General features: G+C 64.2%; 23 protein-coding genes. 10 read left to right on the top strand and 13 right to left on the bottom strand.

The genetic code is table 11. The features are described 5' to 3' along the window. Window positions 1–93: 93 nt before the first annotated feature. Window positions 94–1113: a quinone-dependent dihydroorotate dehydrogenase gene (locus tag PJ259_RS00185; RefSeq protein WP_271654304.1), complete on the bottom strand. Its 1020-nt coding sequence runs from the start codon at window positions 1111–1113 to the stop codon at window positions 94–96. A 184-nt stretch (window positions 1114–1297) separates the two neighbouring features. Here PJ259_RS00185 and PJ259_RS00180 point away from each other — a divergent pair, with 184 nt between their 5' ends. After that, complete coding sequence (locus PJ259_RS00180; RefSeq protein ID WP_271654303.1) at window positions 1298–2173, top strand: hypothetical protein; 876 nt, start codon at window positions 1298–1300, stop codon at window positions 2171–2173. A 6-nt stretch (window positions 2174–2179) separates the two neighbouring features. Here PJ259_RS00180 and PJ259_RS00175 read toward each other — a convergent pair whose 3' ends face one another. The 4 genes from PJ259_RS00175 to PJ259_RS00160 all read right to left on the bottom strand — a co-directional run bounded on the left by PJ259_RS00175 (window position 2180) and on the right by PJ259_RS00160 (window position 8010). Beyond that, window positions 2180–2749 (bottom strand): biliverdin-producing heme oxygenase, encoded by a 570-nt coding sequence (locus PJ259_RS00175; RefSeq protein WP_271654302.1) that lies wholly within the window; start codon window positions 2747–2749, stop codon window positions 2180–2182. A 27-nt stretch (window positions 2750–2776) separates the two neighbouring features. Next, window positions 2777–5188, bottom strand: coding sequence for a response regulator (locus PJ259_RS00170; RefSeq protein ID WP_271654301.1), 2412 nt, complete (start codon window positions 5186–5188; stop codon window positions 2777–2779). Window positions 5189–5290: 102 nt separating this feature from the next. Beyond that, on the bottom strand, window positions 5291–5752 hold the full coding sequence (locus PJ259_RS00165; RefSeq protein ID WP_059314159.1) for a response regulator: 462 nt from the start codon (window positions 5750–5752) through the stop codon (window positions 5291–5293). Between the two features lie 8 nt (window positions 5753–5760). Then, window positions 5761–8010, bottom strand: a complete 2250-nt coding sequence (locus tag PJ259_RS00160; RefSeq protein ID WP_271654300.1) for an ATP-binding protein — start codon at window positions 8008–8010, stop codon at window positions 5761–5763. A 215-nt stretch (window positions 8011–8225) separates the two neighbouring features. Here PJ259_RS00160 and PJ259_RS00155 point away from each other — a divergent pair, with 215 nt between their 5' ends. Then, complete coding sequence (locus tag PJ259_RS00155) at window positions 8226–9251, top strand: alpha/beta fold hydrolase (protein ID WP_271654299.1); 1026 nt, start codon at window positions 8226–8228, stop codon at window positions 9249–9251. 106 nt (window positions 9252–9357) lie between these two features. On the opposite strand, the gene PJ259_RS00150 is transcribed toward PJ259_RS00155, so the two are convergent. The 3 genes from PJ259_RS00150 to PJ259_RS00140 all read right to left on the bottom strand — a co-directional run bounded on the left by PJ259_RS00150 (window position 9358) and on the right by PJ259_RS00140 (window position 15020). After that, window positions 9358–14205, bottom strand: coding sequence for an NAD-glutamate dehydrogenase (locus tag PJ259_RS00150; protein WP_271654298.1), 4848 nt, complete (start codon window positions 14203–14205; stop codon window positions 9358–9360). 192 nt (window positions 14206–14397) lie between these two features. Continuing rightward, complete coding sequence (locus PJ259_RS00145; RefSeq protein ID WP_271654297.1) at window positions 14398–14607, bottom strand: SlyX family protein; 210 nt, start codon at window positions 14605–14607, stop codon at window positions 14398–14400. After that, entirely contained in the window at window positions 14604–15020 is a 417-nt protein-coding gene (locus PJ259_RS00140; protein WP_271654296.1) for an HIT domain-containing protein, read from the bottom strand. Before PJ259_RS00140 ends, PJ259_RS00145 begins: the two co-directional genes overlap by 4 nt. 368 nt (window positions 15021–15388) lie before the next feature. On the opposite strand from PJ259_RS00140, the gene PJ259_RS00135 reads away from it, so the two are divergent. After that, the gene (locus PJ259_RS00135; RefSeq protein ID WP_271655916.1) at window positions 15389–16711 is read left to right on the top strand and encodes an OprD family porin; all 1323 of its coding nucleotides are present in this window, start codon (window positions 15389–15391) and stop codon (window positions 16709–16711) included. Between the two features lie 151 nt (window positions 16712–16862). After that, a complete protein-coding gene (locus tag PJ259_RS00130) occupies window positions 16863–18569 on the top strand; it encodes a proline--tRNA ligase (RefSeq protein ID WP_271654295.1) in 1707 nt (568 codons plus the stop codon). Window positions 18570–18585: 16 nt separating this feature from the next. Here PJ259_RS00130 and PJ259_RS00125 read toward each other — a convergent pair whose 3' ends face one another. Continuing rightward, window positions 18586–18870 carry an acylphosphatase gene (locus PJ259_RS00125; RefSeq protein WP_271654294.1) on the bottom strand — a complete coding sequence of 95 codons (285 nt, stop codon included), beginning with the start codon at window positions 18868–18870 and terminating at the stop codon, window positions 18586–18588. After that, window positions 18867–20120 carry a YihY family inner membrane protein gene (locus PJ259_RS00120; protein ID WP_271654293.1) on the bottom strand — a complete coding sequence of 418 codons (1254 nt, stop codon included), beginning with the start codon at window positions 20118–20120 and terminating at the stop codon, window positions 18867–18869. The genes PJ259_RS00125 and PJ259_RS00120 overlap by 4 nt, the downstream gene beginning before the upstream one ends. A gap of 91 nt (window positions 20121–20211) precedes the next feature. On the opposite strand from PJ259_RS00120, the gene arsC reads away from it, so the two are divergent. Further along, window positions 20212–20565, top strand: a complete 354-nt coding sequence (gene arsC / locus PJ259_RS00115) for an arsenate reductase (glutaredoxin) (protein WP_059314149.1) — start codon at window positions 20212–20214, stop codon at window positions 20563–20565. After that, entirely contained in the window at window positions 20562–21161 is a 600-nt protein-coding gene (gene wrbA / locus PJ259_RS00110) for an NAD(P)H:quinone oxidoreductase (protein WP_271654292.1), read from the top strand. Before arsC ends, wrbA begins: the two co-directional genes overlap by 4 nt. Window positions 21162–21176: 15 nt before the next feature. Here wrbA and hda read toward each other — a convergent pair whose 3' ends face one another. Both hda and PJ259_RS00100 read right to left on the bottom strand, forming a co-directional pair. Further along, on the bottom strand, window positions 21177–21881 hold the full coding sequence (gene hda / locus PJ259_RS00105) for a DnaA regulatory inactivator Hda (RefSeq protein ID WP_017638945.1): 705 nt from the start codon (window positions 21879–21881) through the stop codon (window positions 21177–21179). Between the two features lie 97 nt (window positions 21882–21978). Further along, complete coding sequence (locus tag PJ259_RS00100) at window positions 21979–23067, bottom strand: DUF2066 domain-containing protein (protein ID WP_271654291.1); 1089 nt, start codon at window positions 23065–23067, stop codon at window positions 21979–21981. A gap of 286 nt (window positions 23068–23353) precedes the next feature. Between PJ259_RS00100 and purM the strand changes: the two genes are divergently transcribed. From purM to PJ259_RS00085, 3 genes are read left to right on the top strand one after another with little or no spacing between them, the layout of a single operon-like run. Beyond that, a complete protein-coding gene (gene purM, locus PJ259_RS00095; RefSeq protein ID WP_059314147.1) occupies window positions 23354–24415 on the top strand; it encodes a phosphoribosylformylglycinamidine cyclo-ligase in 1062 nt (353 codons plus the stop codon). Then, a complete protein-coding gene (gene purN / locus PJ259_RS00090; protein ID WP_271654290.1) occupies window positions 24412–25080 on the top strand; it encodes a phosphoribosylglycinamide formyltransferase in 669 nt (222 codons plus the stop codon). Before purM ends, purN begins: the two co-directional genes overlap by 4 nt. A gap of 15 nt (window positions 25081–25095) precedes the next feature. After that, window positions 25096–25809, top strand: coding sequence for a DUF3108 domain-containing protein (locus tag PJ259_RS00085; protein ID WP_059314145.1), 714 nt, complete (start codon window positions 25096–25098; stop codon window positions 25807–25809). Between the two features lie 61 nt (window positions 25810–25870). On the opposite strand, the gene PJ259_RS00080 is transcribed toward PJ259_RS00085, so the two are convergent. Beyond that, window positions 25871–26353 (bottom strand): GNAT family N-acetyltransferase, encoded by a 483-nt coding sequence (locus PJ259_RS00080; protein ID WP_271654289.1) that lies wholly within the window; start codon window positions 26351–26353, stop codon window positions 25871–25873. Window positions 26354–26528: 175 nt separating this feature from the next. Here PJ259_RS00080 and PJ259_RS00075 point away from each other — a divergent pair, with 175 nt between their 5' ends. Further along, a complete protein-coding gene (locus PJ259_RS00075; RefSeq protein ID WP_017638952.1) occupies window positions 26529–26708 on the top strand; it encodes a hypothetical protein in 180 nt (59 codons plus the stop codon). Window positions 26709–26791: the final 83 nt, after the last annotated feature.

Below are 26791 nucleotides of genomic sequence, written 5' to 3'. Positions count from 1 at the left end.
CTTCCACAGCGTTCTGGTTGTGTTCCAGTCAGATCCTCTTCCGGGATCAGGGACCAGAGGTCCCACGGGGGCTCCCAGCGAGCCCCCCTCCCCTCAGGGGCGCGCCGCGGCGATCGCATCCACCGCTTCACGGATCAGGGCCGGCCCGCGATAGATGAAGCCGCTGTACAGCTGTACGAGGCTGGCACCTGCGGCGATCTTTTCCGCCGCATCTTCCCCCGACAGAATCCCGCCCGCCGCAATGATCGGCAAACGGCCACCCAGCTCGCCCGCCAGGACCCGTACCACATGGGTGCTCTTTTCCCGTACCGGCGCGCCTGACAGGCCACCGGCCTCGGCGGCATAGGACAGATTCTCCACCCCTTCGCGCCCCAGGGTAGTGTTGGTGGCGATGATGGCATCCATCCCGGCATCACGAATCGCCTGGGCAGTAAGCACAATTTCCTCGTCGCTCAGGTCCGGGGCGATCTTTATCGCAATGGGCACCCGGCGGCCATGCATCACCGCCAGATCTTCCTGACGCTGTCGCAGGGCCTCCAGCAGACGCTTGAGCGCATCGCCGAATTGCAGGCTGCGCAGACCGGGGGTATTGGGCGAACTCACGTTCACCGTGACGTAACTGGCATGGGCATAGACTCGCTCCAGACCGATCAGGTAGTCATCCACCGCCCGCTCGACCGGGGTCACGGCGTTCTTGCCGATGTTGATCCCCAGCACACCCTTGAACCGCGCTGCCCTGACTCGCTCGATCAGCGCCTCCACACCCGCATTGTTGAAACCCATGCGATTGATGATGGCGTTGGCCTCTTCCAGACGGAACAGACGCGGCTTGGGATTGCCCGGCTGCGGGAGGGGCGTCACGGTGCCGATCTCGAGAAAGCCGAAGCCCAGGCCGGCGAAGCCGTCGATGGCGGCGCCATTCTTGTCGAGTCCGGCGGCCAGGCCGACCGGATTGGGAAACTCCAGCCCCATGACCTGGACCGGCAGGCGGCCCGGTTGCCGGCCTAGACCGGTCAGGCCCAGACGCCCGGCAGCACCGATCAGATCCAGTGCCAGGTCGTGAGACCCTTCGGGAGACATCTTGAAAAGCAAAGGACGGAGCGCGTCGTACATGGCGGACTCACAGGTAATTCGGAAAGCGCGCATTATACAGGCTTGCCCGCTGCCATACGTCGCTGCCGCCCGGGTCGACCGGTCGGTCGTACAAAAGATCCTACCTTTCGGGAATCATTCGGGGATGGCGCGGTCTTTGCCACGCTAGAATCGGCTGCGCAGTTCCTATCCGCCCGGAGACCTCATGAGCAACGGTGCCAACCTCCTGGGCAGTCCCTGGTCTTCACTGGCCCTCCATCTGCATCCCTCGCTGGCCAGTCGCCGCATCCAGCGCTGCCTGGAGCGTTTGGCCGATGCCTTCGTCCCCCTGCCCAGCCCCGCTGACAGTCTGTGGTGGGATGACGGTCATCCGCTGCATCTGCTTTTTGGCCTGCCCCGGGCGGCGCTGTCTGGTCCAACCCAGGAAATCAAGAGCAAGGCCCATACCCTCCTGAGTCAACTGGTGGTCGCCGATACCCTGCAGCTGACCGCTCTAGACCTGCGCAAGCTGGATGGCCTCTGTCACCGGCTCAGCGACCCGACCCTGGATTCGGTAGTGCAGCTCGAAGAGCTGGCCGCCCTTCCCGCCGCGCGTGATCAGGTGCGAATCATCGGTTATCGGGATTTTCAGGCCGCGCTCTATCGAACGCTACCCAATCTGTCCACCGAGCAGCCGTTGCGCCTGCGCCAGGCCAGTTGGCGAGGCGCCCGACTGTTCCTGGAAAACGATGCGACCACCACCCTGGCCTTCGCCAGCATCGTCGCCTATGCCCGCATTCGCGGCGTCGCCGTGGACGTTCCGGCGCAGATCCAGCGCCTGCGCCTGGACCTGCCGGCCATCGAGCGGCTGCAGCAGGCGTTCGCCCTCTACGCCCTGCCCAACGCCGTCTGGAATCATCCGGATTTCATTCAGGTGCTGCTGGGCCTCAAGCTCGACTATGCCCGCCTGCCACTAACGGCACCGGGCCAGGACCTGGAGTGGCTGCTGCTGCCCCAGGAGGTTGCCAACGCGCGGGTACTTGCCGAGACCCTCGACCGCCTGGGCGCGGCCGAGGTGATCGGCTACCTGAAGGCGCTCTAGGCCGACTCAGCCAGCGCCAGTAGCGGGCACGTGCCGCTGTCCCGCCGCCAGAAAAACCTCGAAGGCCAGCCGCTGACCCGCCAACATCGCCGGATGCAGGGCCGCATCGCCACCGGCTGTATCCAGTCGCTCCAGAAACGCCGGCCATGCCCCCTTGGGCGGTACATGCCCAAGATAGGCACGAGCATCACGTACCGCCGCATCGGGGCTCTCGCCCGCATGACGATCCAGCAGGCGGGACCCCAGACGCGAGCCCTCCAGGACATAGGCCACGCCCCAGCATTCACCTTCATCGAGCAGACGCTCGAGAATGACGGGCTCGGGTTGCACGGCCTCCAGACGCTGGAGGTCTTCGCCCAATACCGTCGCGCGCCGGCGTTCCGCCCAATCGGGCAACAGCCGCTGGATACCGGAGCGCTCCAGGAGCTCTTCGAGTCCGATCAGCGCCTGGGCATGGGCCTGCAGAAACGCGGTGTAGTGGGGTCGGGTCTGCAGCGCATAGCGGCCGAAGGTCGTATCGACCTGCTCGTGCAGGGCTCCGCCTTCGGCGCGCAACATTTCACGGATGGTGGACACGCAAATACCTCGTCTGGACGGCTGCTTTCAAAGCGGCGAAGGCTGGGGCTTCTCGCCGCGCAGGGCCGCCTGCAGCCGAGCTGCCAGGTCCGCCTCGCGAAAGGGCTTGGGCACGATGAAAGATTGTTCGGGATCGAGTTCGCCCAGCTCGGCGTACCCGGTGATGAAGACCACCGGCAGCTGCGGCAACCGTTTGCGCGCCTGGCGGGCCAGTTCGGCACCGTTCATGCCGGGCATGGCGAAGTCGGCCAGCAGGAGATCGATCTGCGGATCGCGCTCCAGGGCGCTGAGGGCGGCGAAGCCATTGCTGGCCTCAACCACCTGATAGCCGAGATCGGCCAGCAGGGCTGCCGTCACGTTGCGCACCGCATGGTCGTCGTCGACCAGCAGGATGCGTCGCTCGGCGGCCTGTTCGTCACGACCCAGCGCGGGCAGGCCCACGGGCTCCAGGGCGTCTTCCGCTTCGGTGCGCGGCAGGTAGACCAGCACCGTGGTGCCGCTGCCCATCTGCGTCTCGATGCGCACGCCACCACCGGACTGCTTGGCGAAGCCGAACACCTGGGCCAGGCCCAGACCGGAACCCTTGCCCACCTCCTTGGTGGTGAAGAAGGGCTCGAAGGCCTTGGCCAGCACCTCTTCGCTCATCCCCGTGCCGGAATCCTGCACCGCCAGCAGCACGTATTCGCCGGGCTCCGGCTCTTCGGGACGCTGGGGGGCCTGACTGATGGTCTGGTTGGAGGTGCTCAGTCGCAGGGTGCCACCAACCGCCATGGCATCCCGGGCATTGATCGCCAGGTTGAGGATGATGAGTTCGATCTGGGTCGGATCGACCAGCGCATGCCAGCAATCGGCGCGCAGATGAGTCTCGATCCAGACGCTGCCACCCATGGTGCTGCGCAGCAGTTCGAGCATCCCCTCGACGGTTTCGTTGAGCTTGACCGGCTTGGGCGCCAGACGCTGGCGACGGGAAAAGGCCAGCAGCTGGGCGGTCAGCTTGGCGCCACGCTCACCCGCTTCGCGGATGTTCTGTACCCGGCCCTGGGTCTTGTCGTTGGCAGCCAGCCGGGTCAGATCGCGCTCCAGGAAACTGGCACTGCTGAGGATCACGGTCAGCAGGTTGTTGAAATCGTGGGCCACGCCCGCGGTGAGCTGACCCACGGCTTCCAGCCGCTGCATCTGCTGCAGGGTCGCCTCCACGCGCTCACGTTCGTCGATCTGTTCGCGCAGCTGGCGGTTGGCCGCCGCCAGCTCTTCCATCGCCAGGACCTCCGAGGAGATGTCGCGGCCGGAGCAATAGGTCATGCCGGCATCCGGCACCGCGGTCCAGGAAATCCAGCGATAGCTGCCATCGCGGTGGCGGATGCGATTGACGAAGCGTTGGCTGGCGGCCCGGGTGGCCAACTGCTCGAGTTCGTTTTCGGTGATGAAGCGCTCGTCGGGATGGACCAAGGTCAGCAGCGAAGAACCAAGCAGCTCCACCCGCGACCAGCCCAGATTTTCTTCCCAGGCCGGATTGAGCGCCACCAGAATGCCGTCCGGCTGGCACACCAGCAGCAGATCGCGGGTGAGATCCCAGGTACGGTCGCGCTCGCGGGTCCGTTCCTCGACGCGCTCGCCGAGGCTGACGTTGAGGCGTTCGAGCTTTTCCGCGGCATCACGTTGCTGGGTGATGTCGAGCATCACGCCCAGGAAACGGGTGCAGACGCCGGCATCGAAGAAGGGTTGACCGCGAGTCTCGACCCAGCGCTGTGCGCCGTTGTCCAGGCGGATGCGGTACTCGCTGCGGTAGTCGTCGTCGCGCTCGTCGGCACCCGCCTGGCGGACCGTATCGAGAAAGCGTTCGAGGCCCTCAGCGCCGCACAGTCGCTCGAACACCGCCAGGTCGACCACCGTATCGGCCGGCAGGCCGAACATGGCCTTGCAGCGCTCATCCCAGATCAGGGTGCCACTGGCCGGCAGGTATTCCCACATGCCCAGGCGCGAGGCATCCATGGCCAGCCGCGACCTGACCTCGAGACTGTGCAGGGCTTCCTCGGCACGCCGCCGCTCGCGACGCTCGTGCACCACCAGCAGCGCCCGCTCGACCGCCTTGGCCAGCAACTCCATGCTCTGCTTGAGCACATAGTCGTTGGCGCCCAGGCGCATCATCTCCACCGCATGGACTTCACCGAAGATGCCCGAGACGAAGATGAAGGGGGTTTCCGGGGCCAACGCCCGTGCCACGCGCAAGGCCTCGGCCCCAGAGAAGCCCGGCAGGATGATATCGGACAGGATGATGTCGTAGGTCTGCTGGCTCAGGGCCAGGGTAAGACCGGTACGCTCATAGACGATCTTGGATTGCAGCTCGAATCCATGTCTTTCCAGCTCGATCAGGATCAGCTCGGCGTCGAGCTTGCTGTCTTCTACCAGCAGGATCTTGATCTGTTTCGAGAGAGGCATAAACGGACGTCGGCCTTGGATCTGTTCACTCAGGGGACCCGGGGCGCGCATCTCTGCCGGTCGCGGATTACTGGATACAGAGGGACTGATTCTGCTCACTCGCTAGCGGCCAGTCCGCCGTGTCACCCGTCGCGATCCCGGCGGCGGCTCATTGAGCACGGCCCAGAATACGCCGAGATCACTGATCGCGGCGACGAAATCACGAAACTCGACCGGCTTGACCACGTAAGCGTTCACTCCCAGCTCGTAGGCTTTCTCGAGATCAGGCTCTTCCCGTGACGAAGTCAGCATAACGACAGGGATGCTGCACAGTTCGGGCGTACCTCGCACCACCTCGAGGACTTCGAGGCCATCGACCTTGGGCAGCTTGAGATCCAGCAACATCACCGCGGGATTGCCGGTCTCGCGATCGGCATAGGGCTCGCGCCTGAGCAGATAGCTGACCGCTTCGGCGCCGTCACGCAGGACCACGACATCGTTGGCCAGCTGACTGCGCTCCAGAGCCACCAGGGTGAGTTCCAGATCGTGCGGATTGTCTTCGACCAGCACAATGGGTTTGAGCATGAAGAGAACTACCTTTTGTGTACCGGTGAAGGGCGTTGTTTGGGCAGAGCGAAATAGAAGGTAGCGCCCTCGCCTATGGCACCTTCTGCCCAGACGCGACCGTCATGGCGCTCGATGATGCGTCTGACGCTGGCCAGACCGATACCGACCCCTTCGAATTCATCGGTGTGGTGCAAACGCTGGAAGACCCCGAACAGTTTGCCCACGTAATCCATGTTGAAGCCGACGCCATTGTCCCGGACGAAGATGATGTCTTCGGAATCGCTCGGCAAGGTGCCGATCTCGATCACTGCAGGCTCTTCATAACGGCTGTACTTGATGGCGTTGGCCAGGAGATTGCGCAAGGCGAGATGAACGAAGGCGGCGTCGGCGATGACCACGGGAAGCGGACCGACACGCCATTCGACCTCCCGCTCCTCGTAGTCCGGCGCCATCTCTTCGCGGATGGCCTCCACCAGCGCGGTGAGGTTGACGTCGGAGTAGCGGATCGCCGCTCGTCCCATCTGCGAGAAGCTCAGCAGATTGTCGACCAGGCTGCCGGCGAAGCGTGCCGAGGACCCGATGTTTTCCAGGAATCGGCGCCCGCGATCCGACAGCTTGCCACCTTCGATGTCGCCCAGTAGCTCGGCATAGCCGGCGATATGCCGCAGCGGTGCGCGCAGGTCGTGGGACACGCTGTAGGAAAAGGCGGCCAATTCCTTGTTGCTGCGCTGCAGTTCTTCGGCCAGTTCGGCCATTTCCTCGGCCTTGCGCAGCACGATGCCGCGGACCGCGTTGCGCAGCTCGATGGCGCTTTCCAGCTCCAGCGCGGACCAGGGTAGCGACAGCCCCCGTACCGTTTCCTGCCAGAGCACGAAACTTTGCCGCGGCGACAGTCGTCCGTCGCTGCCTTCCTGCTTGGTCGGCCGCCCTGCCCAGTTGACCACCTGGACCAGCTCGCTGCGGAACCAGATCAGATAGTGGGAATGCAGCTCGGAAATGGGCACGGCCAACACCCCAGCGGCATGCTGGGCGAGCTGCGGCAGCTCGGCGATGTCCTTGGCGACGTTATCGGTGATGTAGTGGTCCTTGACGTTGACCGACAGCCATTCGACCAGACCGTCCACCACCTCGCGCGGCGGAGTCTGGCCGATCAGTTCGGTGCCTTCGGAAGAGACGATGGCGGCGCCCTGCGCCCGCGCGAAGTCCAGATAGACCTGCGGCAACTCCAGCAGACCCTGGCAGACGCTGTCGCGGTCGGCCATGGTCGAGAGCATCTGTACCATAGACTGGCGCAGCGCCAGGCGGCGATCGGATTGCGCGTGGGTCTCGGCCGCATCGATCTGCAACGACAGCACGCGACCGAACAGCTCGCAGGCCGTGCGCGTCTGGAAGGAGACGCGCTGCGGCTGGCGGTCGTGGCAGAGCACCAGGCCCCAGAGACGGCCGCCAACCACGATGGAAATGGACATGGACGCCAGGGTGCCCATGTTCCTCATGTACTGCAGGTGCACCGGCGAGACGCTGCGCAGTTGCGCGAAGCTGAGATCGAGCGGCTGCCCGGTCACAGGGTTGGTCTGTGGTTGCAGGGGCGACGGCTCATAGTAGGCGTTGCCGATCACCCGAATGCGATTTTCCAGATACAGCCGACGCGCCTGGGCGGGAATGTCCGAAGCAGGAAACCTCAGCCCCAGATAGCTGGGTACGCCCGGATCGAGTTCCTCGGCCAGCACCTGGCCATGACCGTCTTCGTCGAAGCGATAGATCATGGTGTGATCGAAACCGGAAATGCGCTTGGCCTCGCGTACCGCCAGGGTCGCGATGGCCTCGACGGTTTCGGCCTGATGCAGCTGTTCGATGAATACCCGCACCATGGGATAGAGGGTATTGAGACCGAGCCGGCTGTCCACCGGCGCTTCGAACTCGACGATCAGCACGCCACCGAAGCGATGCATGAACAGAGCGAACGTCTGCTGCTGCGGGCCCAGGGTCACGTCGCCCTGGTAGATGGGATTCTGCTCTTCCTGCGTAAGTGCGCCGAGCATGGCGGGCAGGTCCCGTTCCGGCAGCAGTTCGCCCAGGGTTCGACCAAGCACGTCTTCCACGGCCAGGCCAAGGTACTCGCGGACATTGGCGCTGGCCTGAACGATGCGCAGATCCGGTTCTTCCACGGCGAACAGGAAGCCATGTTCCTGAATGCTGCCAGGAATCTGGATCGGCTCGTTGGCGCAGTCGGCCAGAGCATCGGGCTGGGTCTTGGAAGATGACTCGAGCGCCAAACCGGGAACCTCACGTGATCGGAAGGAAGCGCAGGGAGAGAGGTGCGCAGAAACGTGGACAAGGGTCTCTCAGACTATCAGACCCTAGGCTTGACGCGAAGCGAAACGGCATGGACGGTAGGTATCGACATGAATTGCGACAGCCTTTGCCCGGCCACTCGGAATCTTCCCTGCAGCTCGCCAGTCGGAGCAGGTTTGACCCTCCGGATCACCTCATGTCCCTGCGTCTCGCCCTTCCCTTGGCCACCCTATTCCTCAGTTCGCCTGCCCTGGCCGACACCGTCTATGGAGAACGTCTCGAAGGCTTCGACTACGACTTCCCGGTACGGACCTTTGCCTTCGACTCCCAGCGGCAGCATCTCGAGATGGCTTACCTGGATGTCGCGCCAAGCGGAAAATCCAAGGGACGGACCCTGGTGCTCTTGCACGGCAAGAACTTTTGCGCCGGCACCTGGGCAGACAGCATCCGGATATTGAGCGCTGCCGGCTATCGGGTCGTGGCGCCGGATCAGATCGGCTTCTGCAAGTCCAGCAAGCCGGCCCACTACCAGTACAGCTTCCAGCAGCTGGCGGCCAACACCCGGGCCCTGCTCGACCATCTGGGCATCGCCCAGGCGACCCTGATCGGGCATTCGACAGGTGGCATGCTGGCGACCCGCTACGCCCTCCTCTACCCCCAGGCCACCGAGCAACTGGTCCTGGTCAATCCGATCGGACTGGAAGACTGGAAGGCCCTGGGCGTGCCCTATCGTAGCGTCGACCAATGGTACGCCCGGGAGCTCAAGACCTCGGCCGACGCCATCCGCGACTACGAACGGGCCACCTATTACGCCGGTCAGTGGTCGCCCCGTTACGAGCGCTGGGTAACCATGCTGGCTGGCCTCAATGACGGCCCGGGCAAGGAGAGGGTCGCGTGGAATTCGGCGCTGATCTACGACATGATCTACAGCCAGCCGGTGGTCTATGAATTCGGGCAGCTGCGCATGCCGACCCTGCTGCTGATAGGCCAGCGCGATACCACCGCCATTGGCAAGGATGCGGCTCCCGCCGAGATCAAGGCGCGACTGGGTCACTATCCCGAATTGGGCAAGGCAGCGTCCAAGCGTATTCCCCAGGCGACGCTGGTGGAATTCGACGACCTGGGTCATGCGCCCCAGATGCAGGCGCCAGAACGCTTCCACCAGGCGCTACTGCAAGGCCTGGATGCCCTGAGGACGCCGAGCGACCCGGCCAGTCACTGATCGGCCCCAGACAGCAAAAAAGGCGGCGCACCCTGGGGTACGCCGCCTTTTCATTGCCCTCTGGATTCAGGGTGACCTCGAGCCTCGCTCAAGGACACCCCGCACCTCAGACGCTGCTGCTGGCCAGATCCGCCAGTTCACGACTGGCGACGCTGTACATCGCGTAGTCCTGTCCGGTGGCATTACGCAGATCCACCAGCAGCCCGCGCCAGCGCTCCACCGCTGCCCGGTGCCGCTCCAGCCACAGCGAGAGCCGTGCCTCCGGATCACTGGGCGCCTCGCTCAAGTTGAGCATGCCGATGGTGATGGTGCGTTGCTGGAGATCCACCTCGTCACGGAACGCCTCGCGCGCCAGGGCCTGCCAGGCATTGGCCACCGGCAGCTGGTTGAGCTGCTGCTGATACCAGGCCAGATCCAGCACATCGCCCGCAGCGAACCAGGTGGCCGCCACTTCCAGGGGATCCTGGGCAGTGACCTCCGCGGCCTGGATGACCGGCAGCAGCGTATAGATGTGATTGGTCCCGGCCACGACCCGTGCCAGCAATTCGGGAACGCCCGCCTCGGTATAGGCGCGGAAGCGTTCCTCCCAGTCCTGACGCGGCTCGCCCTGCAGCAGTTCGTCGAGGCGTACGCCCAGTGCAGCGATACGCGGTCCGAAGAAGGCCGCCACGGCCCCGGCATCCAGGCCACTGCGATGACTGCGCAGGAACCAGCGGGTGGCCCGGCGCCCCAGGCGCATCAGCTCGCTCATCAGGCGCAGCTGCAGTTCGGCCGGCACCTGATGATCCAGGGCTTCCACCTGACGCCACCAGTGCGGCAGATGCAGCACGTCGCGCATCACCACATAGGCCCGGGCGACATCGGCCGCGCTCATGCCGGTGGATTCGCACAGGCGCTGCACGAAGGTGATGCCCATGTGGTTGATCAGGTCGTTGGCGATCTGGTTGGCGACGATCTCGCGCTTGAGGCGATGGCGCGCCATCGCCTCGGGGAATTGCTCGGTCAGGCGTTGCGGGAAGGCCCCCTGCATGTCCCGGGCAAGGTAGTCGTCGTCCGGCATCGAAGAGGCCAGCAACTGCTCCTTGAGGTCGATCTTGCTGTAGGAGATCAGTACCGACAGCTCGGAACGGGTCAGCCCCTGCCCCTTGGCGGCGCGCTCGGCCAGCACTTCGTCACTGGGCAGGAATTCGAGGGTGCGATCCAGCTTGCCACGCCCCTCGAGATCCACGATCAGCCGCTGGTATTCGGCCAAGTGGGTCCGCGCCCGATATTCCGCCAGGGACAGGGCACCGGTCTGCATGTAGTTGTTGGCAACCACCAGCTCGCCGACCTCGTCGGTCATCTCGCCCATCAGGGTGTTGCGCTGCTTGACGGTCATGTCACCGGCGGAGACCACGTCGCCCAGCAGGATCTTGATGTTGACCTCGTGGTCGGAGCAGTCCACGCCACCGGCGTTGTCGATGAAGTCGGTGTTGCAGGCGCCGCCGTGCAGGCCGAATTCCACCCGCGCCAGCTGGCTCATGCCCAGGTTGCCACCCTCGCCGATCACCTTGGCACGCAGGTCGCAACCGTCCACGCGCAGGCCATCGTTGGCCTTGTCGCCGATATCGGCATGGGTTTCGAAGCTGGCCTTGACGTAGGTGCCGATGCCGCCATTCCAGATCAGATCGACCGGCGCCTTTAGCAGGGCATTGATCAGCTCGTTGGGCGTCAGGTGATCGGCCCGTAGGTCGAAGCGCGCCTTCATCTCGGGGCTGATGGCGATACGCTTGGCACTGCGCGGGAAGATCCCGCCGCCCTGGGAGATCAGGCTGGCGTCGTAGTCGGTCCAGCTCGACCGTGGCAGGTTGAACAGCCGCTCGCGCTCGACATAGCTGCGTTCGGCGTCCGGATTGGGATCGATGAAGATGTGCAGGTGGTTGAAGGCCGCCACCAGCTCCAGGCTGCGCGAACGCAAGAGACCGTTGCCGAAGACATCGCCGGCCATGTCGCCGATGCCCACCACGGTGACCGGATCGGTCTGGACGTCGATGCCACGTTCACGGAAGTGGCGCTGCACGCTGACCCAGGCGCCCCGGGAGGTGATGCCCATCTTCTTGTGGTCGTAACCCGCCGAGCCGCCGGAGGCGAAGGCGTCGTCGAGCCAGAAACCGTAGTCCTGGGCGATACCGTTGGCGATATCGGAGAAGGTCGCGGTGCCCTTGTCGGCCGCCACCACCAGATAGGGGTCGTCGCCGTCGTAGCGCACCACCGCGGCAGGCGGAACCACCTCGCCATCCTTGAGGTTGTCGGTGATGTCCAGCAGCCCGCTGATGAAAATGCGGTAGCAGGCGATGGCCTCGGCCTGGATGTCGTCACGGGAGCCACCGGTGGGCAGTCGCCGCGGCACGAAGCCGCCCTTGGCACCCACGGGCACGATCACCGAGTTCTTGACCTGCTGCGCCTTGACCAGGCCCAGCACCTCGGTGCGGTAGTCCTCCTCACGATCCGACCAGCGCAGGCCGCCACGGGCGACGTTGCCGAAGCGGAGGTGCACGCCTTCCACACGCGGGCTGTAGACGAAGATCTCGTAGCGCGGCACCGGGCGCGGCAGCTCGGGAATGGCCTTGGGATCGAGCTTGAAGCTGAAGTAGGCCTTGGGCTTGCCGGCGGCATCGGTCTGGAAGACGTTGGTGCGCAAGGTCGCCTTGATCAGGTCCAGGTAGCGCCGCAGGATGCGGTCCTCGTTGAGCACCGCGACGTCGTCCAGGGCGCTGAGGATGGCCTGCTCCAGGCGCTGCTGCTTGTCGTCCAGGTCTTCGCTGGTCATGCGCCGCGCCAGGTAGAACTTCATGCGGAACAGCCGCACCAGTTCCCGGGCGATGTCGACATGGGCGTTGAGGGTGGCGGCGATATAACCGATGTCGAAACCGATGCGGATCTGCTTGAGATAGCGCGCATAGGCCCGCAGCACCGCGACGTCACGCCAGGGCAGCCCGGCGGTCAGTACCAGCCGGTTGAAGCTGTCGTTTTCCGCCTGGCCGTCCACCACCTGGACGAAGGCGTCCTGGAAGGTGTCGTTGAGTTGCTGCAGGTCCAGCTCCAGCCCGGCCACGGTGGTGAAGGCGAAATCATGGATCCAGTAGCGGCGACCATTGCGATGACGCAGCTCGTAGGGGAATTCACCCAGTACCCGCAGACCGAGGTTTTCCAGGATCGGCAGGACGTCCGACAGCGCCAGGGGCGTATCGGCGTGATAGAGCTTGCAGTGCAGGATGTTGTCGCCGGTCTGGGTCAGCGGCTGGTAGAAACCCATGGCCAGACGACGCTCGTCATTCAGGGCCAACAGGTGACGCATGTCCACCACGGCCAGGTGCGGTGCGAAGCGCTCGCGGTAACCGGCCGGGAAACCCAGCGGATAGTCGGCCAGGATGGAGGTGCCCTGGGCCTCGCCGAAGCTGTCCACCATCAGGCTGGCGAAGTCGTCCTTCCAGCTACGGCAGGCCTGCACCATCTCCTGCTCCAGGCGCGCCGGATCGACGTCCTGCGGCTGCAGCGGATCGACGCGAAGGATGAACTGCACCCGCGCCAGCACGGACTCGGAGAAGAAGGTCCAGAACTCGCAATCGGTACCATGCAGCCGATCCATGAGGATCTGCTGCATACGCTGGCGGACTTCGGTGGAGTAGATGTCGCGTGGCACATAGGCCAGGCAATAGAAGAACTGACCATAGGGGTCGCGGCGCAGGAAGACGCGGACCTTGCTGCGCTCCTGGATCTGCACGATGGCCATGGCGGTGCTGAAGAGATCGTCTACCGGGGTCTGGAACAGGTCGTCCCGTGGCAACCCTTCGAGGACCTGCGCCAGCTCCTTGCCCAGGTGGGCGCTGCTGTCGAAATCGGCACGCCGCCGCACCTCGTCGACCTTGCGGCGGATGTAGGGGATCTCGCGCACGCTGTCGTTGTAGACGCTGGAGGTATAGAGCCCCATGAAACGATGCTCGCGCACCACCCGGCCATTGGTGTCCACTTCACGCAGGGAGACGAAATCCGGATAGGCCGGACGGTGCACGCGACTTGGATCGGCGGCCTTGGCGAAGGACAGCAACACCGGCTCGCGCAGATAGCGCAGCGGATCGCCGGAAAGGCTGATCTCGGCGGTTTCCGGTCGGCCGCGCAGACGCCGCGACAGTCCCAGCAGGGAGTCGGGCACATAGTGTTGTACCGCGGTATCACCATCGCCCTCGACGGTAAATTCCTCGTAGCCAAGAAAGGTGAATCTGTCGTTGCGCAGCCAGTCCAGGAAGGCCTTGACCTCGGCCAGCTCGCCGTCGTCCACCCCGGCCGGACGCCGATCCAGCCAGCCCAGCAGGTCGGCGACCTTAGCCTTCATGGCAGCGAAGTCACCGACCGTCAGCCGCACCTCGCCGAGGATTTCCTGTAGCGCGGCTTCCAGGGTGCGCAACTCGGTGGCTGCCGCGCAGCGATCGATCTCGAGGAACATCAGTGCCTCGCGGCTTACCCCTTCGCCCTGCTGTCCCTTGGGCAGCAGTTCGATCAGGCGGCCCTGGGCATCCCGGCGCACGCTGAGGACGCTGTTCTGCAGGGTATGGACGCTGTAACCCTGGCGATTGAGCTCCATGCGCACCGAGTCCACCAGGAACGGCGAATCGACATGCAGCACCTCGACTACGGTATGGCTCGATTGCCAGCCGTGTCGCTCGTAATCCGGGTTGAAGACCTGAACCCGCGGTTCGGCGGGATCGAAGACATCCAGCAGCCGCCAGGCCGACAGTACGCAGCCGACCAGGTCGGACAGCCGGCGTTGAGTGAGTTCTTCCAGCGGGACGATGCCGAAGAACTGGGCGGTAAAGCGCTCCAGTTGCTCGAGGGTTTCCCCTTCGACATGGGCCGCGAGGGCATTTTTGAGTTGTTGTTGGAAATCCGCTTGGCTGGCAGCGGTGAAAAACGCCATAACCGTACTCCGTCCTGAAGGTGCTGTGGGCTTCGCTCCGCAGAGGACAGGCCTCTCCCGGAGCGAGTTCCACAAGGGACGAGGCCGGACTGCACCAAAAAAGTGCAAAGATGCAGTGCCGCTAGAGTAGCCGGCAAAGACAGTCGCGCACGTACGTCAGGGCGACAACAAGATTCAGCTGCGGAACGGATCTCAATAGTGGGGCGGCGGCGCCTCGTCCGGCATCCCCCCGCTACCGCCGCTTTGCAACTCGGCCTGGCGCTCGGCCAGCAGGCGGATCTGCGCCGCACAGCGATCCAGGGCGCGTTGCTGCTCGACGATGATGTCATTGAGGGTCTGGATGGTGTCGTCCTGAAACGCCTGGCGCATTTCCAGATCGGCGATACGTTCTTCGAGGGTCATGCCTGTACCTCCTGCTCCAACTGCGCCCGCCAGCGGGCAACGGCCGCCTGTCCGGCTTCTTCGCTGTAGGGCTCACGGGGCGAATGTCCCCAAACCGGGCCGGGCCAGGCGGGATCACCTTCCCGCCGCAGCAGGATATGCAGATGAAGTTGCCGGACGATGTTACCCAGGGCACCAATGTTCAATTTGCAATCCGGCTGCGCCTCACGCAACACCCCAGCGACAAGTGTCACCTCTCGCCACAGTTGCGCCTGGTCCAGCGGTGACAGATCGAGCACCTCGGTAACACTTTCACGTCGCGGTACCAGAACCAGCCAGTCATAGCGTTGATCGTTCAGCAACAGCACCTGGCAGAGCGTCAAGGACGCCACCTCCAGAGTGTCGCCGGCCAACCGTGAGTCGATTTGGAACATCTCATCTCCTGCTAACACAGGTCAGCACTAAAAGTGTGCATGACCTCGGGTAAGTGGAACCTTTGGTGTCACAAAGGTGCAATCAGCGCTCTGGAAACTGCCCAGGGCCCAGGGAATGGACCCGCGAAAGACAGGCGGGCACTGGAATTGCAGATTTGTGCATGCTTTTTGCTATCACGATCCGGGTACGACGATCGGAGGGGAACTCTTAAAGAGATTTCTTAAGAGTCTTGGCTAATCCGTTCATTACACGCAAAATTTTGATGAAACCTATCGCCTCTCCAAGAGAGGTGCTATATGTGCCGCTATTAGAACAAACAGCCACGGCTGACACGATGGCTGACTTTCAACCCAAAGGAGCATTTCTGATGCAAGCGATGAAGTGGAGCATTCTCGCCCTGGCAGTAGCCGCAGGGACCACTCAACTGGCTTTCGCCGACCAGCAGTCCGAGTCAAAGGGCTTTGTCGAAGACAGCAAGCTGAACCTGTTGAACCGCAACTATTATTTCAACCGTAGCGCGGAAACACAGCGGTCCGTCAACGGCGCTGGCGATAAGGTGCCGCATGATGGGCGCAACTGGTCACATGGCTTCATCCTGAATTACTCCTCCGGCTTTACCCAGGGCACCGTAGGTGTAGGTGTGGATGCCAGCGGTTATCTCGGCCTAAAACTGGATGGCGGCGCTGGTCACTCCAATTCTGGCAACCTCCCTATCGAAAACGATCGTAGCCCAGCGGACGAGTACTCCTTTGCTAACGCAGCGGTCAAAGTGCGCGTGTCCAATACTGTATTGAAGTACGGCTACCTGCAGCCCACGTCTCCGGTCTTCGCACTAGGCGGTAGCCGCCTGTTCCCGGCCACCGGCACCGGCTTCATGCTGACCAGCGAGGAAATCGATAAACTGTTCTTCGAGGCAGGTTACTTCACCGATGCACGTGACGGGGTCAATACCTTCCACAATGGCTCGATCGGTACCAGCTACTCAGGCGCAGTAGCGAACTCCGCAGCTTACGCTGGCGGCAAGTACAGCATCTCGGATCAGTTCAGCGCATCGCTCTACTACGCAAAGCTAGAAGACGTCTGGAATCAGTACTACGCTAATGCGAACTACGTGCAACCTCTGACCGCCAATCAGTCGCTGACCTTTGACGCCAACTATTACTACACTAAAGATACCGGCAGCGCTAAAGCGGGTGACATTAGCAACAACACCTACTCCTTGGCAGCTGCTTACAGCGTTGATGCTCACACCTTTACCCTTGGCTTCCAAAAGGTGAACGGCAACACGCCCTTCGACTACGCTGCAGTAGCGGGTACTAATGGTGGTGGGGACGGCATCTTCCTGGCGAACTCTATTCAGTACTCTGACTTTAATGCGCCTGGCGAGAAGTCTTGGCAGGCTCGCTATGATCTGAACATGGCGACCCTAGGCGTACCTGGCCTAAGCTTCATGACTCGCTACGTCCGTGGTACCGGTATCGAAGACAGCACCAATGGCTTCTATGGCGCCTACGAGGACGGAGCCAAAGAGCGCGAAACTAACGTTGAAGCTAAGTACGTGCTGCAAAACGGTCCCGCCAAGGACCTGTCCTTCCGCGTACGCCAGACCTGGCACCGTGGCGACGCCACTACCGGTGGCAACGTCAACGAGTTCCGCCTGATCACCGAGTACCCGCTGAGCATCCTGTAAGGGACAGCGTACCTCGTACGATCCAGCAGCCCGGCCTTCGCCGGGCTGTTCTTTTCCGGCCTCCGACCGGCACCGCCTGCGTCCCTGTACGCCCTGCCCCACCCCACCGTACAATGCCGGTCCCGTCTCGATGCCGACAGACCGCCTAGCCATGCGTACCAGTCAGTTCCTGCTGTCCACCCTCAAAGAAACCCCTTCCGATGCCGTGGTGATCAGCCACCAGCTGCTGCTGCGCGCCGGCATGATCCGCAAGCTGGCCTCCGGTCTCTATACCTGGCTGCCACTGGGCCTGCGCGTGCTGCGCAAGGTGGAAGCCGTGGTGCGCGAGGAAATGAACGCCACCGGCGCGCTGGAGGTGCTGATGCCGGCGATCCAGCCCGCCGAGCTGTGGCAGGAATCCGGTCGCTGGGAGCAGTACGGCCCCGAGCTGCTGCGCCTGAAGGATCGCCATCAGCGTGATTTCTGCGTGGGCCCGACCCACGAGGAAGTCATCACCGACCTGATGCGCAACGAGCTGAACAGCTACAAGCAGCTGCCGATCAACCTCTATCAGATCCAGACCAAGTTCCGTGACGAGATCCGTCCGCGGTTCGGCCTGATGCGTGGTCGCGAGTTCGTGATGAAGGATGCCTACTCCTTCCACCTGAACCAGGCGTCGCTGCAGGAAACCTATGACGCCATGTACCAGGCGTACTGCAATGTCTTCAGCCGCCTGGGCCTGAATTTCCGCCCGGTGCAGGCCGACAACGGCTCCATCGGTGGCAGTGGTTCCCACGAATTCCATGTGCTGGCCGGCTCTGGTGAAGACGACATCGCCTTCAGCGACAGCTCCGACTACGCCGCCAACATCGAGAAGGCCGAGGCCCTGCCGCGGGAAACCGCGCGCGGCGCCGCCACCGAGGAGCTGCGTCTGGTCGACACCCCCGACACCAAGACCATCGCCGATCTGGTGGAGAAATTCGGTCTGGCCATCGAGAAGACCGTGAAGACCCTGGTGGTTCGCGGCGCCGAAGAAGGCAAGCTGGTCGCCCTGGTGGTGCGTGGCGATCACGAACTCAATGAAATCAAGGCAGCCAACCTGCCGGAGGTCGCCAGCCCCCTGGTGTTCGCCACCGAACCCGAGATCCGTGCCGCCATTGGCGCCAGCCCCGGCTCCCTGGGCCCGATGAATCTGTCGATTCCCTGCATCATCGATCGCTCGGTCGCCCTGATGAGCGACTTCGGCATCGGCGCCAACCAGGAAGACAAGCACTACTTCGGCGTCAACTGGGAGCGCGATCTGCCGCTGCCCCAGGTCGCCGACCTGCGCAACGTGGTGGCCGGCGATCCCAGCCCGGACGGCCAGGGCACCCTGGTGATCAAGCGCGGTATCGAAGTGGGTCATATCTTCCAGCTGGGCACCAAGTACAGCGAGGCCATGAAGCTGTCGGTCCTGGGCGAAGAAGGCAAACCCGCCGTCCTGGCCATGGGCTGCTACGGTATCGGCGTGTCCCGCGTGGTCGCCGCCGCCATCGAGCAGAACCACGACGAGCGTGGCATCCGCTGGCCGGCCGCCCTGGCGCCCTTCCAGATCGCCCTGGTGCCAATGAAGTACGAAAACGCCACGGTGAAGGAGGCGACCGACCGCCTCTATGCCGAACTGAAGGCCGCTGGCTTCGATGTGCTGCTGGACGACCGCGACAAGAAGACCAGCCCTGGCGTGAAGTTCGCCGACATGGAGTTGATCGGCATCCCTCACCGCCTGGTGGTGGGTGAGCGTGGCCTCAATGAAGGCCTGGTCGAGTACAAGGGCCGTACCGACAGCGAAAGCCAGAATGTCGCCCTGGCCGAGATCGTCGGCTTCCTCAAGGCCCGCTAAGGGCTACCGCTCCAGGTCAGGCGTCCGTGCGCCTGACCTGGAAGTCGGTGAAGCCTGCGCAGTACGCGTCCTCCAGCTCCACCCCGGTCACCCGCGCCGCTGCCGGCCCCTGCCAGAGCCACGCCTCCAGTCTGGCGAGCGCCTCGGCCGAACCTTCCAGATGACACTCCACCCGGCCATCGGCCAGATTCCGTACCCAACCGGTGACGCCCAGTCGCTGCGCCTCCTGCCGAGTACTCTCGCGATAGTGAACGCCTTGAACGTGGCCGCTGATCAGCCCGTAGCGTGCGGCAACGCTCATCGCCTGCCCCCCCCGCTCTCTTCCAGGGGCGGCGCAACCTGCAACCATTGCGCCACGCTGCCAGCCAGCAGTTCATGACGCTGCGCCTGCAGTCGGGTGAAGGCCTCCTGCAACTGCGGATACCAGTCACCGGGAAAGCGCTCGGCGGGCGGCCAGCAATCCGGGGCGGGAGGTGTCCAGGGGGAGCGGTCCAGCAGATCCAGCAGTGCATAGCCGTGCAGGTCGCGGCAGAGTACCCAGTGACCGCTGTCGTTCTGGCAGACCAGACGCTCCTGTTGCAGGAACGCCAGCACTGCGTGCCATTCGTGCTCCGGCAGCTTCCAGCCGGCTTGGTGCAACCGCCCCAGGTGCAGACTGGAACCGCTTTGCTGCCGCTCCAGAAAGGCCCGCAGCACGGCGAGCAGGATGAAGAACGCCGGCAGCGGCGCGCGCCGCCAATGATGGGTGGTGGACAGGCTGCACACCACCTCCGCCCCCAGCAGCACGATCAGCCAGCAGACATAGATCCAGACCAGAAACAGCGGCACCGTTGCGAAGGCGCCATAGATCAGCTGGTAGCCGGGAAAATAGAAGACATAGAGACCGAACAGGCTCTTGGCCGCCTCGAACAGCACCCCGGTCAGGGCACCGCCGATCAGCGCATGGCGTAGGGGTACCCGGGTGTTGGGCACAGCGGCGTACATCAAGGTGAAGGCGGCAATGCTGAACAGCAGTGGCGTGACCTTGAGCAGCATCTGGGCGCCGGACATGCCGTAGGAGCCAAAGACCAGGGCTACCGAGGCCAGATAGGTGCTCATAGCGAAACCGGCGCCCAGCAGCAGGGGGCCCAGGCTGAGCACCGCCCAGTAGAGCAGGAAGCTGGAGACCCCGCGCCGCGGAATGCGTACCCGCCAGATGTCGTTGAAGGTCTTTTCCACCGTCACCAGCATGAAAAAGGACGTCACCGCCAGCAGGGCCACGCCCAGCCAGGTCAGGTGCCGGGCCTGCTCGATGAAGTTGCGCAAGTATTCTTCCAGGGTCGCCCCGGTGGAGGGCACGAAATTGCGGAAGATGAAGGCCTGGATCTGGACTTCGGTGCCCTGGAAGGCCGGAATCGCCGAGAGCATGGCGAAGGTCACGGTCATCACCGGGACCACGGCGAACAGCGTGGTGTAGGTCAGGGCCGCAGCATTGTTGGGCGCGCGGTCTTCGATGAAGCGGTTGGCGAGGTAGCGAACGAAGGACAGCAGTTCACGCAAGCGGACCGGCATTGGCGGTTCCTCGAAAGGCACGGTCAAGGGCTGGCGCGGCAGTCCTCGCCAACCCGCTACAATGGGCATCTTACCTTCTATGGATCAGCCCATGAGTGAAATCGTCCTCTATCACAATCCGCGCTGCTCGAAATCGCGCGCAGCGCTGGACCTCCTGCAAAGCCGCGAGCTAGCCGTATCCGTGGTGCCCTACCTGGAGACGCCGCCGGACGCCGCCGAGTTACGCGGACTGCTCGCCAAGCTGGGCCTGAGCGCGCGCCAGCTGCTACGGACCGGCGAGGATGCCTATCGCGAGCTGAACCTCGCCGACCCGGCGCTGGACGACGACGCCCTGGTCGCCGCCATGGCCGCCCACCCCAAGCTGATCGAAAGACCCATCGCCATACGCGGCGACCGCGCCGTCGTCGGTCGTCCCCCCGAGCGTGTCCTGGAGATCCTGCAATGACCCCCGAAGCCTATGTTCTGGTGCTCTACTACAGCCGGCATGGCGCCACTGCCGAGATGGCGCGACAGGTCGCTCGCGGGGTGGAAATGGGGGGCATGGCCGCACGCCTGCGTACCGTGCCGGCGGTGTCCGCCGAGTGCGCCGCCGTCGCCCCGGCGGTACCCGAGCAGGGCGCGGTCTACGCGACCCTCGATGACCTGCGCGACTGCGCCGCGCTCGCCCTGGGCAGCCCGACGCGCTATGGCAACATGGCCGCCGCCATGAAGTACTTCCTGGATGGCACCAACAGCCTCTGGCTGACCGGCGCCCTGGTGGACAAGCCTGCGGGGGTCTTCACTTCCACGGCCAGCCTGCATGGCGGCCAGGAGAGCACCCTGCTGTCCATGGCCCTGCCGCTGCTGCACCATGGCATGCTCATCACCGGCCTGCCCTACAGCGAGAGTGCCCTGCTGGAAACCAAGGGCGGCGGCACGCCCTACGGTCCAAGCCATTTCGCCGGTGCCGATGGCAAGCGCGCGCTGGACGAACAGGAAACGGCGCTGTGCCGGGCACTGGGCAAGCGCCTGGCGCTTCTCGCAGGTCGCTTGCAGAAATAGCGGTAGCCGGCGCGGCTACCAGCCCATGATTTCCTTGACGAAGGGAATGGTGAGCTTGCGCCGCGCCTGCAGCGAGGCCTGATCCAGACGTTCGAGCATGTCGAATAGGGCGTCCATGCTGCGGGTGTTGCGCGAGAGGATGAAGCGGCCGACCTCGTCGGTCAGGTGCAGGCCGCGGCGAGAGGCGCGCAGCTGCAAGGCGCGCAGCTTGTCTTCGTCGGACAGGGGTCGCAGCTGGAAGACCAGTGCCAGAGTCAGACGTGACTTGAGATCGGCCAGCTGTACCGGCAGTTGCCGCGGCGAGGCGGTACTGGAGATGAGCAGGCGTTTGCCGGCATCGCGCAGCCGGTTGAACAGATGGAAGAGCGCCTCTTCCCAGCGCCGTTGACCGGCCAGGGCATCGAGATCGTCGAGGCAGACCAGCTCGCACTGTTCGAGGTTGTCGAACAACTCCACGCCATAGTCGGCCAGTTCACCCATGGGCAGGTAGATGGCCCGCTCGCCCAGCTCTTCCAGGCGGTGACAGGCCGCCTGCATCAGATGACTGCGGCCGGCACCCGCACCGCCCCACAGATAGATCAGACTTTCCGTCCAGCCGGCATCGGCGTCGCAGAGACGCTCGACATAGCCGAGCGCCGCAGCATTGGCGCCAGGGTAGTAATTGACGAAGGTGGCGTCGTCACGCAGACGAATACCCAGGGGCAGCTGTAAAGGCATCATGCCAGCTCGAACGGCTCTTGGCAGTTTCGCGAGGGCGCCAAGTCTAACCAAATCCTGGCCCCCTCGCAGCAGCCGCTTCAGTGTTGGCTGTCTACCCTCACGGCCAACGGAAATACAGGGTGGTACGCGCCGGCTGGGCGGACGGGGCTGGCTGGGCTGCCGGAGCGGTCGGCGTGACGGTGGCGTCCACCGGAGCACCCGGCGTCGCCGGTGCGGGGGACGCGGGGGCGGCCGGCGCGGAAGCCGGCTGCAGACCGGCCAGGCCAAGCTGTGCCTGGAGCTGGTCGGGATTGCCCGTCAGGTCATAGGTCAGCTGGGTACCCTCGACTTTCACCAGGCGGCTCGACAGGGGCTCCAGGACCTTCTGCAGCTGGGCATAGCGCTCGAAGTTGGAGTTGTCGGCCACCAGGGTCAGCGGCTGGGTGGTGCCAGGACGGGAGACGAATTTCTTCGACAGGCGCCCGGCGACGTCCTGCAGGACGGCTGCGGCCAGGCCGTCCTGGTCGGCTGCCTGGCTGCTGCCCTGCTCGGCAGCGCCGTTGTTCCACAGGCGCCACTGGGCCTGCCAGCCATTACCCTGGGGCTTGGCATGTACCGCCAGCAGTGCATTGGCGCCATAGCGCTCGGAGGACTGGCGCAAGGCGGTCGGATCGTTGGCGTCGATGTTGGCGGCGGTGCCAGCCAGCTGTTCGTTGAGATCGGCCAGCGGCAGGCGAATCGGCAGGCCGGCGCGCTGGGCACCGCGCTGCACACCGGTGCTGGCGGGTTGGCCGTCACCCAGCAGGGTCGCCCCGCTGTCGGCGTCGTTGAGCCACCAGATCATCACCACCGGACGATTGGCGCCCCACACCGACAGACCCGCCTGGCCCAGGGCGCGCTCGGTAGCGGCCGGGTCGAAGTTGGCCACCAGCACCTCCGGCGGACCGGCGTCATAGCTGTACTGGCTGATCAGGGATTCGGGCACCGCCAGGGCACTGGCAAGACCTGGGGTCTGGCCGGCTTGGGGGTTACCGGTCAGGCGTCCGGCCAGCACCTGCAGGGCGCGCTTGAGGGCGGCATTGCGCTCGTCCGGTTGTTGCGAGGCCACCGGCTCGCGGACCTGGTAGAGGTTGTCCACCACCTCGGCGCGGGCGAGCGGACTCAGGACCAGCAGCGAAGCGAGCAACGGAAGGACGAGACGGCGCATGGCGATTCCATAGAAAGGGCAAGGGGCATACCTTAAAAGCCGCCTGACCCGCGGGCAAGGGTGCCGGAACCCAGGCTGCGAAGAAGCCCGCAGCAGGCCGGCACCGAGCCGGCGAATTCGCAGGCGGTCAGGCTCAGACCACAGGGGGCTGGCCGGGTGCCATCGCCGCCCGGACCGGAGGCCGCGGCGGGCCGCGTGCTTTGGCACGGCTTCTGGTAAAATCGCCCGCCTCATTGCCGGCTGGCGCCAGCCGGCTCGTTTCGCCATTAGCCAAAGGCCAGGATTCATGAGCAAACAACCCCAGCTGAGCTACAAGGACGCCGGTGTAGACATCGACGCCGGTGAGGCTCTGGTAGAACGCATCAAGGGCGTCGCCAAGCGCACCGCCCGCCCGGAAGTCATGGGCGGCCTGGGGGGCTTTGGTGCCCTGTGCGAGATCCCGGCAGGCTATCGCCAGCCGGTACTGGTCTCCGGCACCGACGGCGTCGGCACCAAGCTGCGTCTGGCCATGAACCTGGCCAAGCACGACAGCATCGGCATCGACCTGGTGGCCATGTGCGTCAACGACCTGGTGGTCTGCGGTGCCGAACCGCTGTTCTTCCTCGACTACTACGCCACCGGCAAGCTCAATGTCGACGTCGCCGCCCAGGTGGTGACCGGCATCGGCACCGGTTGCGAACAGGCTGGCTGCTCCCTCGTGGGTGGCGAGACCGCCGAGATGCCCGGCATGTACGAAGGCGAAGACTACGACCTGGCCGGCTTCTGCGTCGGCGTGGTGGAAAAGTCCGAGATCATCGACGGTTCCAAGGTCGCCACCGGCGACGCCCTGATCGCCCTGCCCTCCTCCGGCCCGCACTCAAACGGCTATTCGCTGATCCGCAAGATCATCGAGGTAGCCGGCGCCGACATCGAGAACATCCAGCTCGACGGCCAGCCTCTGACCGAACTGCTGATGGCGCCCACCCGCATCTATGTGAAGCCGCTGCTCAAGCTGATCAAGGAGACCGGTGCGGTCAAGGCCATGGCCCACATCACCGGCGGCGGTCTGCTGGACAACATCCCGCGCGTGCTGCCCGAGGGTGCCCAGGCGGTGGTGGACGTGGCCAGCTGGCAGCGTCCGGCAGTGTTCGACTGGCTGCAGCAGCAGGGCAACGTCGATGAGACCGAGATGCACCGTGTACTGAACTGCGGTGTCGGCATGGTCATCTGCGTGGCCCAGGATCAGGTAGAAGGCGCCCTGCAGGTGCTGCGTGCCGAGGGCGAGCAGCCCTGGGTGATCGGCCGTATCGAGCAGGCCGCCGAGGGCGCCGACCAGGTCGTACTGAACAATCTGAAACAGCACGGATGAGCCCTGCCGACTGCGCCGTGGTGGTGCTCATCTCCGGCCACGGCAGCAACCTGCAAGCTCTGATTGACGCCGCGACACCGCCCGTGCGGATCGCGGCGGTGATCGCCAACCGCGCCGAGGCCTATGGCCTGGAGCGGGCTCGTCAGGCGGGGATCGCCACCCAGGTGATCGACCACCGCGAGCATGGCGATCGTGACAGCTTCGATGCGGCCCTGGCGGCCGCCATCGACGCCCAGGGCGCCGACTTGGTGGTCCTGGCCGGCTTCATGCGCATCCTCACACCGGCCTTCGTGCGGCGCTACCAGGGTCATCTGCTCAATATCCATCCCTCGCTGCTGCCGCTGTACAAGGGGCTGCACACCCACCAGCGCGCCCTCGATGCCGGCGATGCCTGGCATGGCTGCAGCGTGCACTTCGTCACCGAAGAACTGGATGGCGGTCCCGTCGTCCTGCAGTCACGGGTGCCGGTCCTGGCGGAAGATACGGCGGAGAGCCTGGCAACACGGGTACACGCCGCCGAGCACCTCCTTTATCCTGTAGCGGTTCGGTTGTTCGCCGAAGGTCGTCTGCGGCTGGGTACCCTGGGTGCCGAGCTCGATGGCCAGGCGCTACCGCCTACCGGGGCCACACTGCCGTCGCTGACGGTGGCGGCCTCCCTTTCCTGATCCAAGGAGAAACTGATGCGACGTCTGTTGTTCCTATTGGCCACCCTCTGCAGTGCCTCGGCCTTCGCCTTCGACCTGCAGCCCTTCACGGCCAGCTACACCGCCGACTGGAAGCAGATGCCGGTCAGCGGCTCCGCCGAACGCTCGCTGGAGAAAGAAGCCGATGGTCGCTGGGAGCTGAAGTTCGAAGCCTCCATGTTGGTCGCCGGCCTCAATGAGTCCAGCACCTTCCGCCGCGAGGGCGAAGCCTTCCTGCCTGATACCTACCAGTACAAGCGCAGCGGATTGGGCAAGAGCCGCGAGAGCGAACTGACCTTCGACTGGGCCGCCAAGAAGGTTACCGGCAAGGACAAGGACGATCCGGTCAGCCTGACCCTGGATCGTGGTCTGCTGGACAAGTCGACCTACCAGCTCAAGCTGCAGCAGGACGTTGCCGACGGCAAGAAGAGCATGAGCTACCAGATCGTCGACGGTGACAGCATCGACACCTATGACTTCCGCGTCATCGGTCCGGAGCGCATCCGCACCCCTCTGGGTCTGTTCGATGCCATCAAGGTGGAGCGCGTGCGTGATCCCACCAAGAGCAGCCGCAAGACCGAACTGTGGTTCGCCAAGGACTGGGACTACCTGCTGGTGCGTCTCTACCAGCAGGAGAGCGACGGAAAGGAATACCAGACCAGCCTCAAGGAAGGCTCGGTCAACGGGCGCACGGTGAAAGGCGCCAACTGATCCTGGTCGCAATGATGACGCCCTCTTCGGAGGGCGTTTTTTTGCCTAGGGTCAGCGCTCATCAGGTAGCTTCGACATGCTGCTTGACGCTGCGGCTCTTCTCGTAGCGCACGTCGGTGCCCTGCAACTGAGCGACCTGGCGCCAACCCTGCGCCTGATAGAAAGCATTGGCCCTCACCGAGGGCGCTCCGTCGGTGACCAGCCAGATGAGGGCATGCTTGCGAAACAGCGCGGTCTCAGCCGCGGCCAACAGGCGAGCGCCGAAACCCTGGGCTTGCCATTCGGGTCTGACAAACAGGGCGAAGACCTCTCCCGCCACCAGATCGACCAGACTGAAGCCCACCACCTCGCCATCCACCTCCACTACCCAGGCACAGGGCGCAGCGGCCAGCAGTTCAGCGATCGATGCCGGGGTTATACCCAGGTCAGCGAGCTGTTCCCGAGTCAGGACATTGTCGGTAACCGCAAGCCGGACGGCGAACAGAGCCTCCACATCGGCCAAGGTGGCAAGCCGCAGCTGGGCAGAGCAAGCAGTAGGTGTCACGAAGGATTCCAGACATTGGCGACAGAGCGATGGCCTGATGACAGCAAGGTGCGCGACAGATTGTCGCAAAAGTTGTAACGACTTGTTGCCGAGATACGCCTTGGTCCTGAAGCGAAACGCTCTAGTATGGGCTTCAAGCCCTGCCGTAGTGCGGGCTCGACCAAGGAGATACAACATGACCATTACCGTAACCGAACGTGACGAAGACCATATGTCCCGCGAAGCCCGTGGCCTGGGCATGCATCTGTGGGACGTGAAACAGGAAGGGGAATTGGTCGGTGTCTACCAGAGCGAAGCGGATGCCCTGGAGTACAAAGAGCAAATCGAACATGACGGCGCGTCGCACGCCGAGTGATCGAATAGCGGTTTACTGACTGCCTGAAAAAGGCCCGTCTCTTGGAGGCGGGCCTTTTTCGTTACCGGAGCTTGGGTGTTGGG

This window comes from Pseudomonas sp. JBR1 (genome assembly GCF_028198185.1).
GTDB lineage: Bacteria > Pseudomonadota > Gammaproteobacteria > Pseudomonadales > Pseudomonadaceae > Chryseomonas > Chryseomonas oryzihabitans_E.
The sequence above is the reverse complement of the archived record's forward strand: the minus strand, read 5'-3'. Positions and strand labels throughout refer to the sequence as shown.

Bases quoted from the DNA above. Each gene is read 5' to 3' on its own strand.
- PJ259_RS00075 (WP_017638952.1), top strand. From the start codon at position 26,529: ATGACCATTACCGTAACCGAACGTGACGAAGACCATATGTCCCGCGAA.
- purM (WP_059314147.1), top strand. From the start codon at position 23,354: ATGAGCAAACAACCCCAGCTGAGCTACAAGGACGCCGGTGTAGACATC.
- PJ259_RS00180 (WP_271654303.1), top strand. From the start codon at position 1,298: ATGAGCAACGGTGCCAACCTCCTGGGCAGTCCCTGGTCTTCACTGGCC.
- PJ259_RS00165 (WP_059314159.1), bottom strand. From the start codon at position 5,752: ATGCTCAAACCCATTGTGCTGGTCGAAGACAATCCGCACGATCTGGAA.
- PJ259_RS00130 (WP_271654295.1), top strand. From the start codon at position 16,863: ATGCGTACCAGTCAGTTCCTGCTGTCCACCCTCAAAGAAACCCCTTCC.
- wrbA (WP_271654292.1), top strand. From the start codon at position 20,562: ATGACCCCCGAAGCCTATGTTCTGGTGCTCTACTACAGCCGGCATGGC.
- purN (WP_271654290.1), top strand. From the start codon at position 24,412: ATGAGCCCTGCCGACTGCGCCGTGGTGGTGCTCATCTCCGGCCACGGC.
- arsC (WP_059314149.1), top strand. From the start codon at position 20,212: ATGAGTGAAATCGTCCTCTATCACAATCCGCGCTGCTCGAAATCGCGC.
- PJ259_RS00100 (WP_271654291.1), bottom strand. From the start codon at position 23,067: ATGCGCCGTCTCGTCCTTCCGTTGCTCGCTTCGCTGCTGGTCCTGAGT.
- hda (WP_017638945.1), bottom strand. From the start codon at position 21,881: ATGATGCCTTTACAGCTGCCCCTGGGTATTCGTCTGCGTGACGACGCC.
- PJ259_RS00185 (WP_271654304.1), bottom strand. From the start codon at position 1,113: ATGTACGACGCGCTCCGTCCTTTGCTTTTCAAGATGTCTCCCGAAGGG.
- PJ259_RS00170 (WP_271654301.1), bottom strand. From the start codon at position 5,188: ATGCCTCTCTCGAAACAGATCAAGATCCTGCTGGTAGAAGACAGCAAG.
- PJ259_RS00145 (WP_271654297.1), bottom strand. From the start codon at position 14,607: ATGACCCTCGAAGAACGTATCGCCGATCTGGAAATGCGCCAGGCGTTT.
- PJ259_RS00085 (WP_059314145.1), top strand. From the start codon at position 25,096: ATGCGACGTCTGTTGTTCCTATTGGCCACCCTCTGCAGTGCCTCGGCC.
- PJ259_RS00150 (WP_271654298.1), bottom strand. From the start codon at position 14,205: ATGGCGTTTTTCACCGCTGCCAGCCAAGCGGATTTCCAACAACAACTC.
- PJ259_RS00135 (WP_271655916.1), top strand. From the start codon at position 15,389: ATGCAAGCGATGAAGTGGAGCATTCTCGCCCTGGCAGTAGCCGCAGGG.
- PJ259_RS00155 (WP_271654299.1), top strand. From the start codon at position 8,226: ATGTCCCTGCGTCTCGCCCTTCCCTTGGCCACCCTATTCCTCAGTTCG.
- PJ259_RS00140 (WP_271654296.1), bottom strand. From the start codon at position 15,020: ATGTTCCAAATCGACTCACGGTTGGCCGGCGACACTCTGGAGGTGGCG.
- PJ259_RS00120 (WP_271654293.1), bottom strand. From the start codon at position 20,120: ATGCCGGTCCGCTTGCGTGAACTGCTGTCCTTCGTTCGCTACCTCGCC.
- PJ259_RS00125 (WP_271654294.1), bottom strand. From the start codon at position 18,870: ATGAGCGTTGCCGCACGCTACGGGCTGATCAGCGGCCACGTTCAAGGC.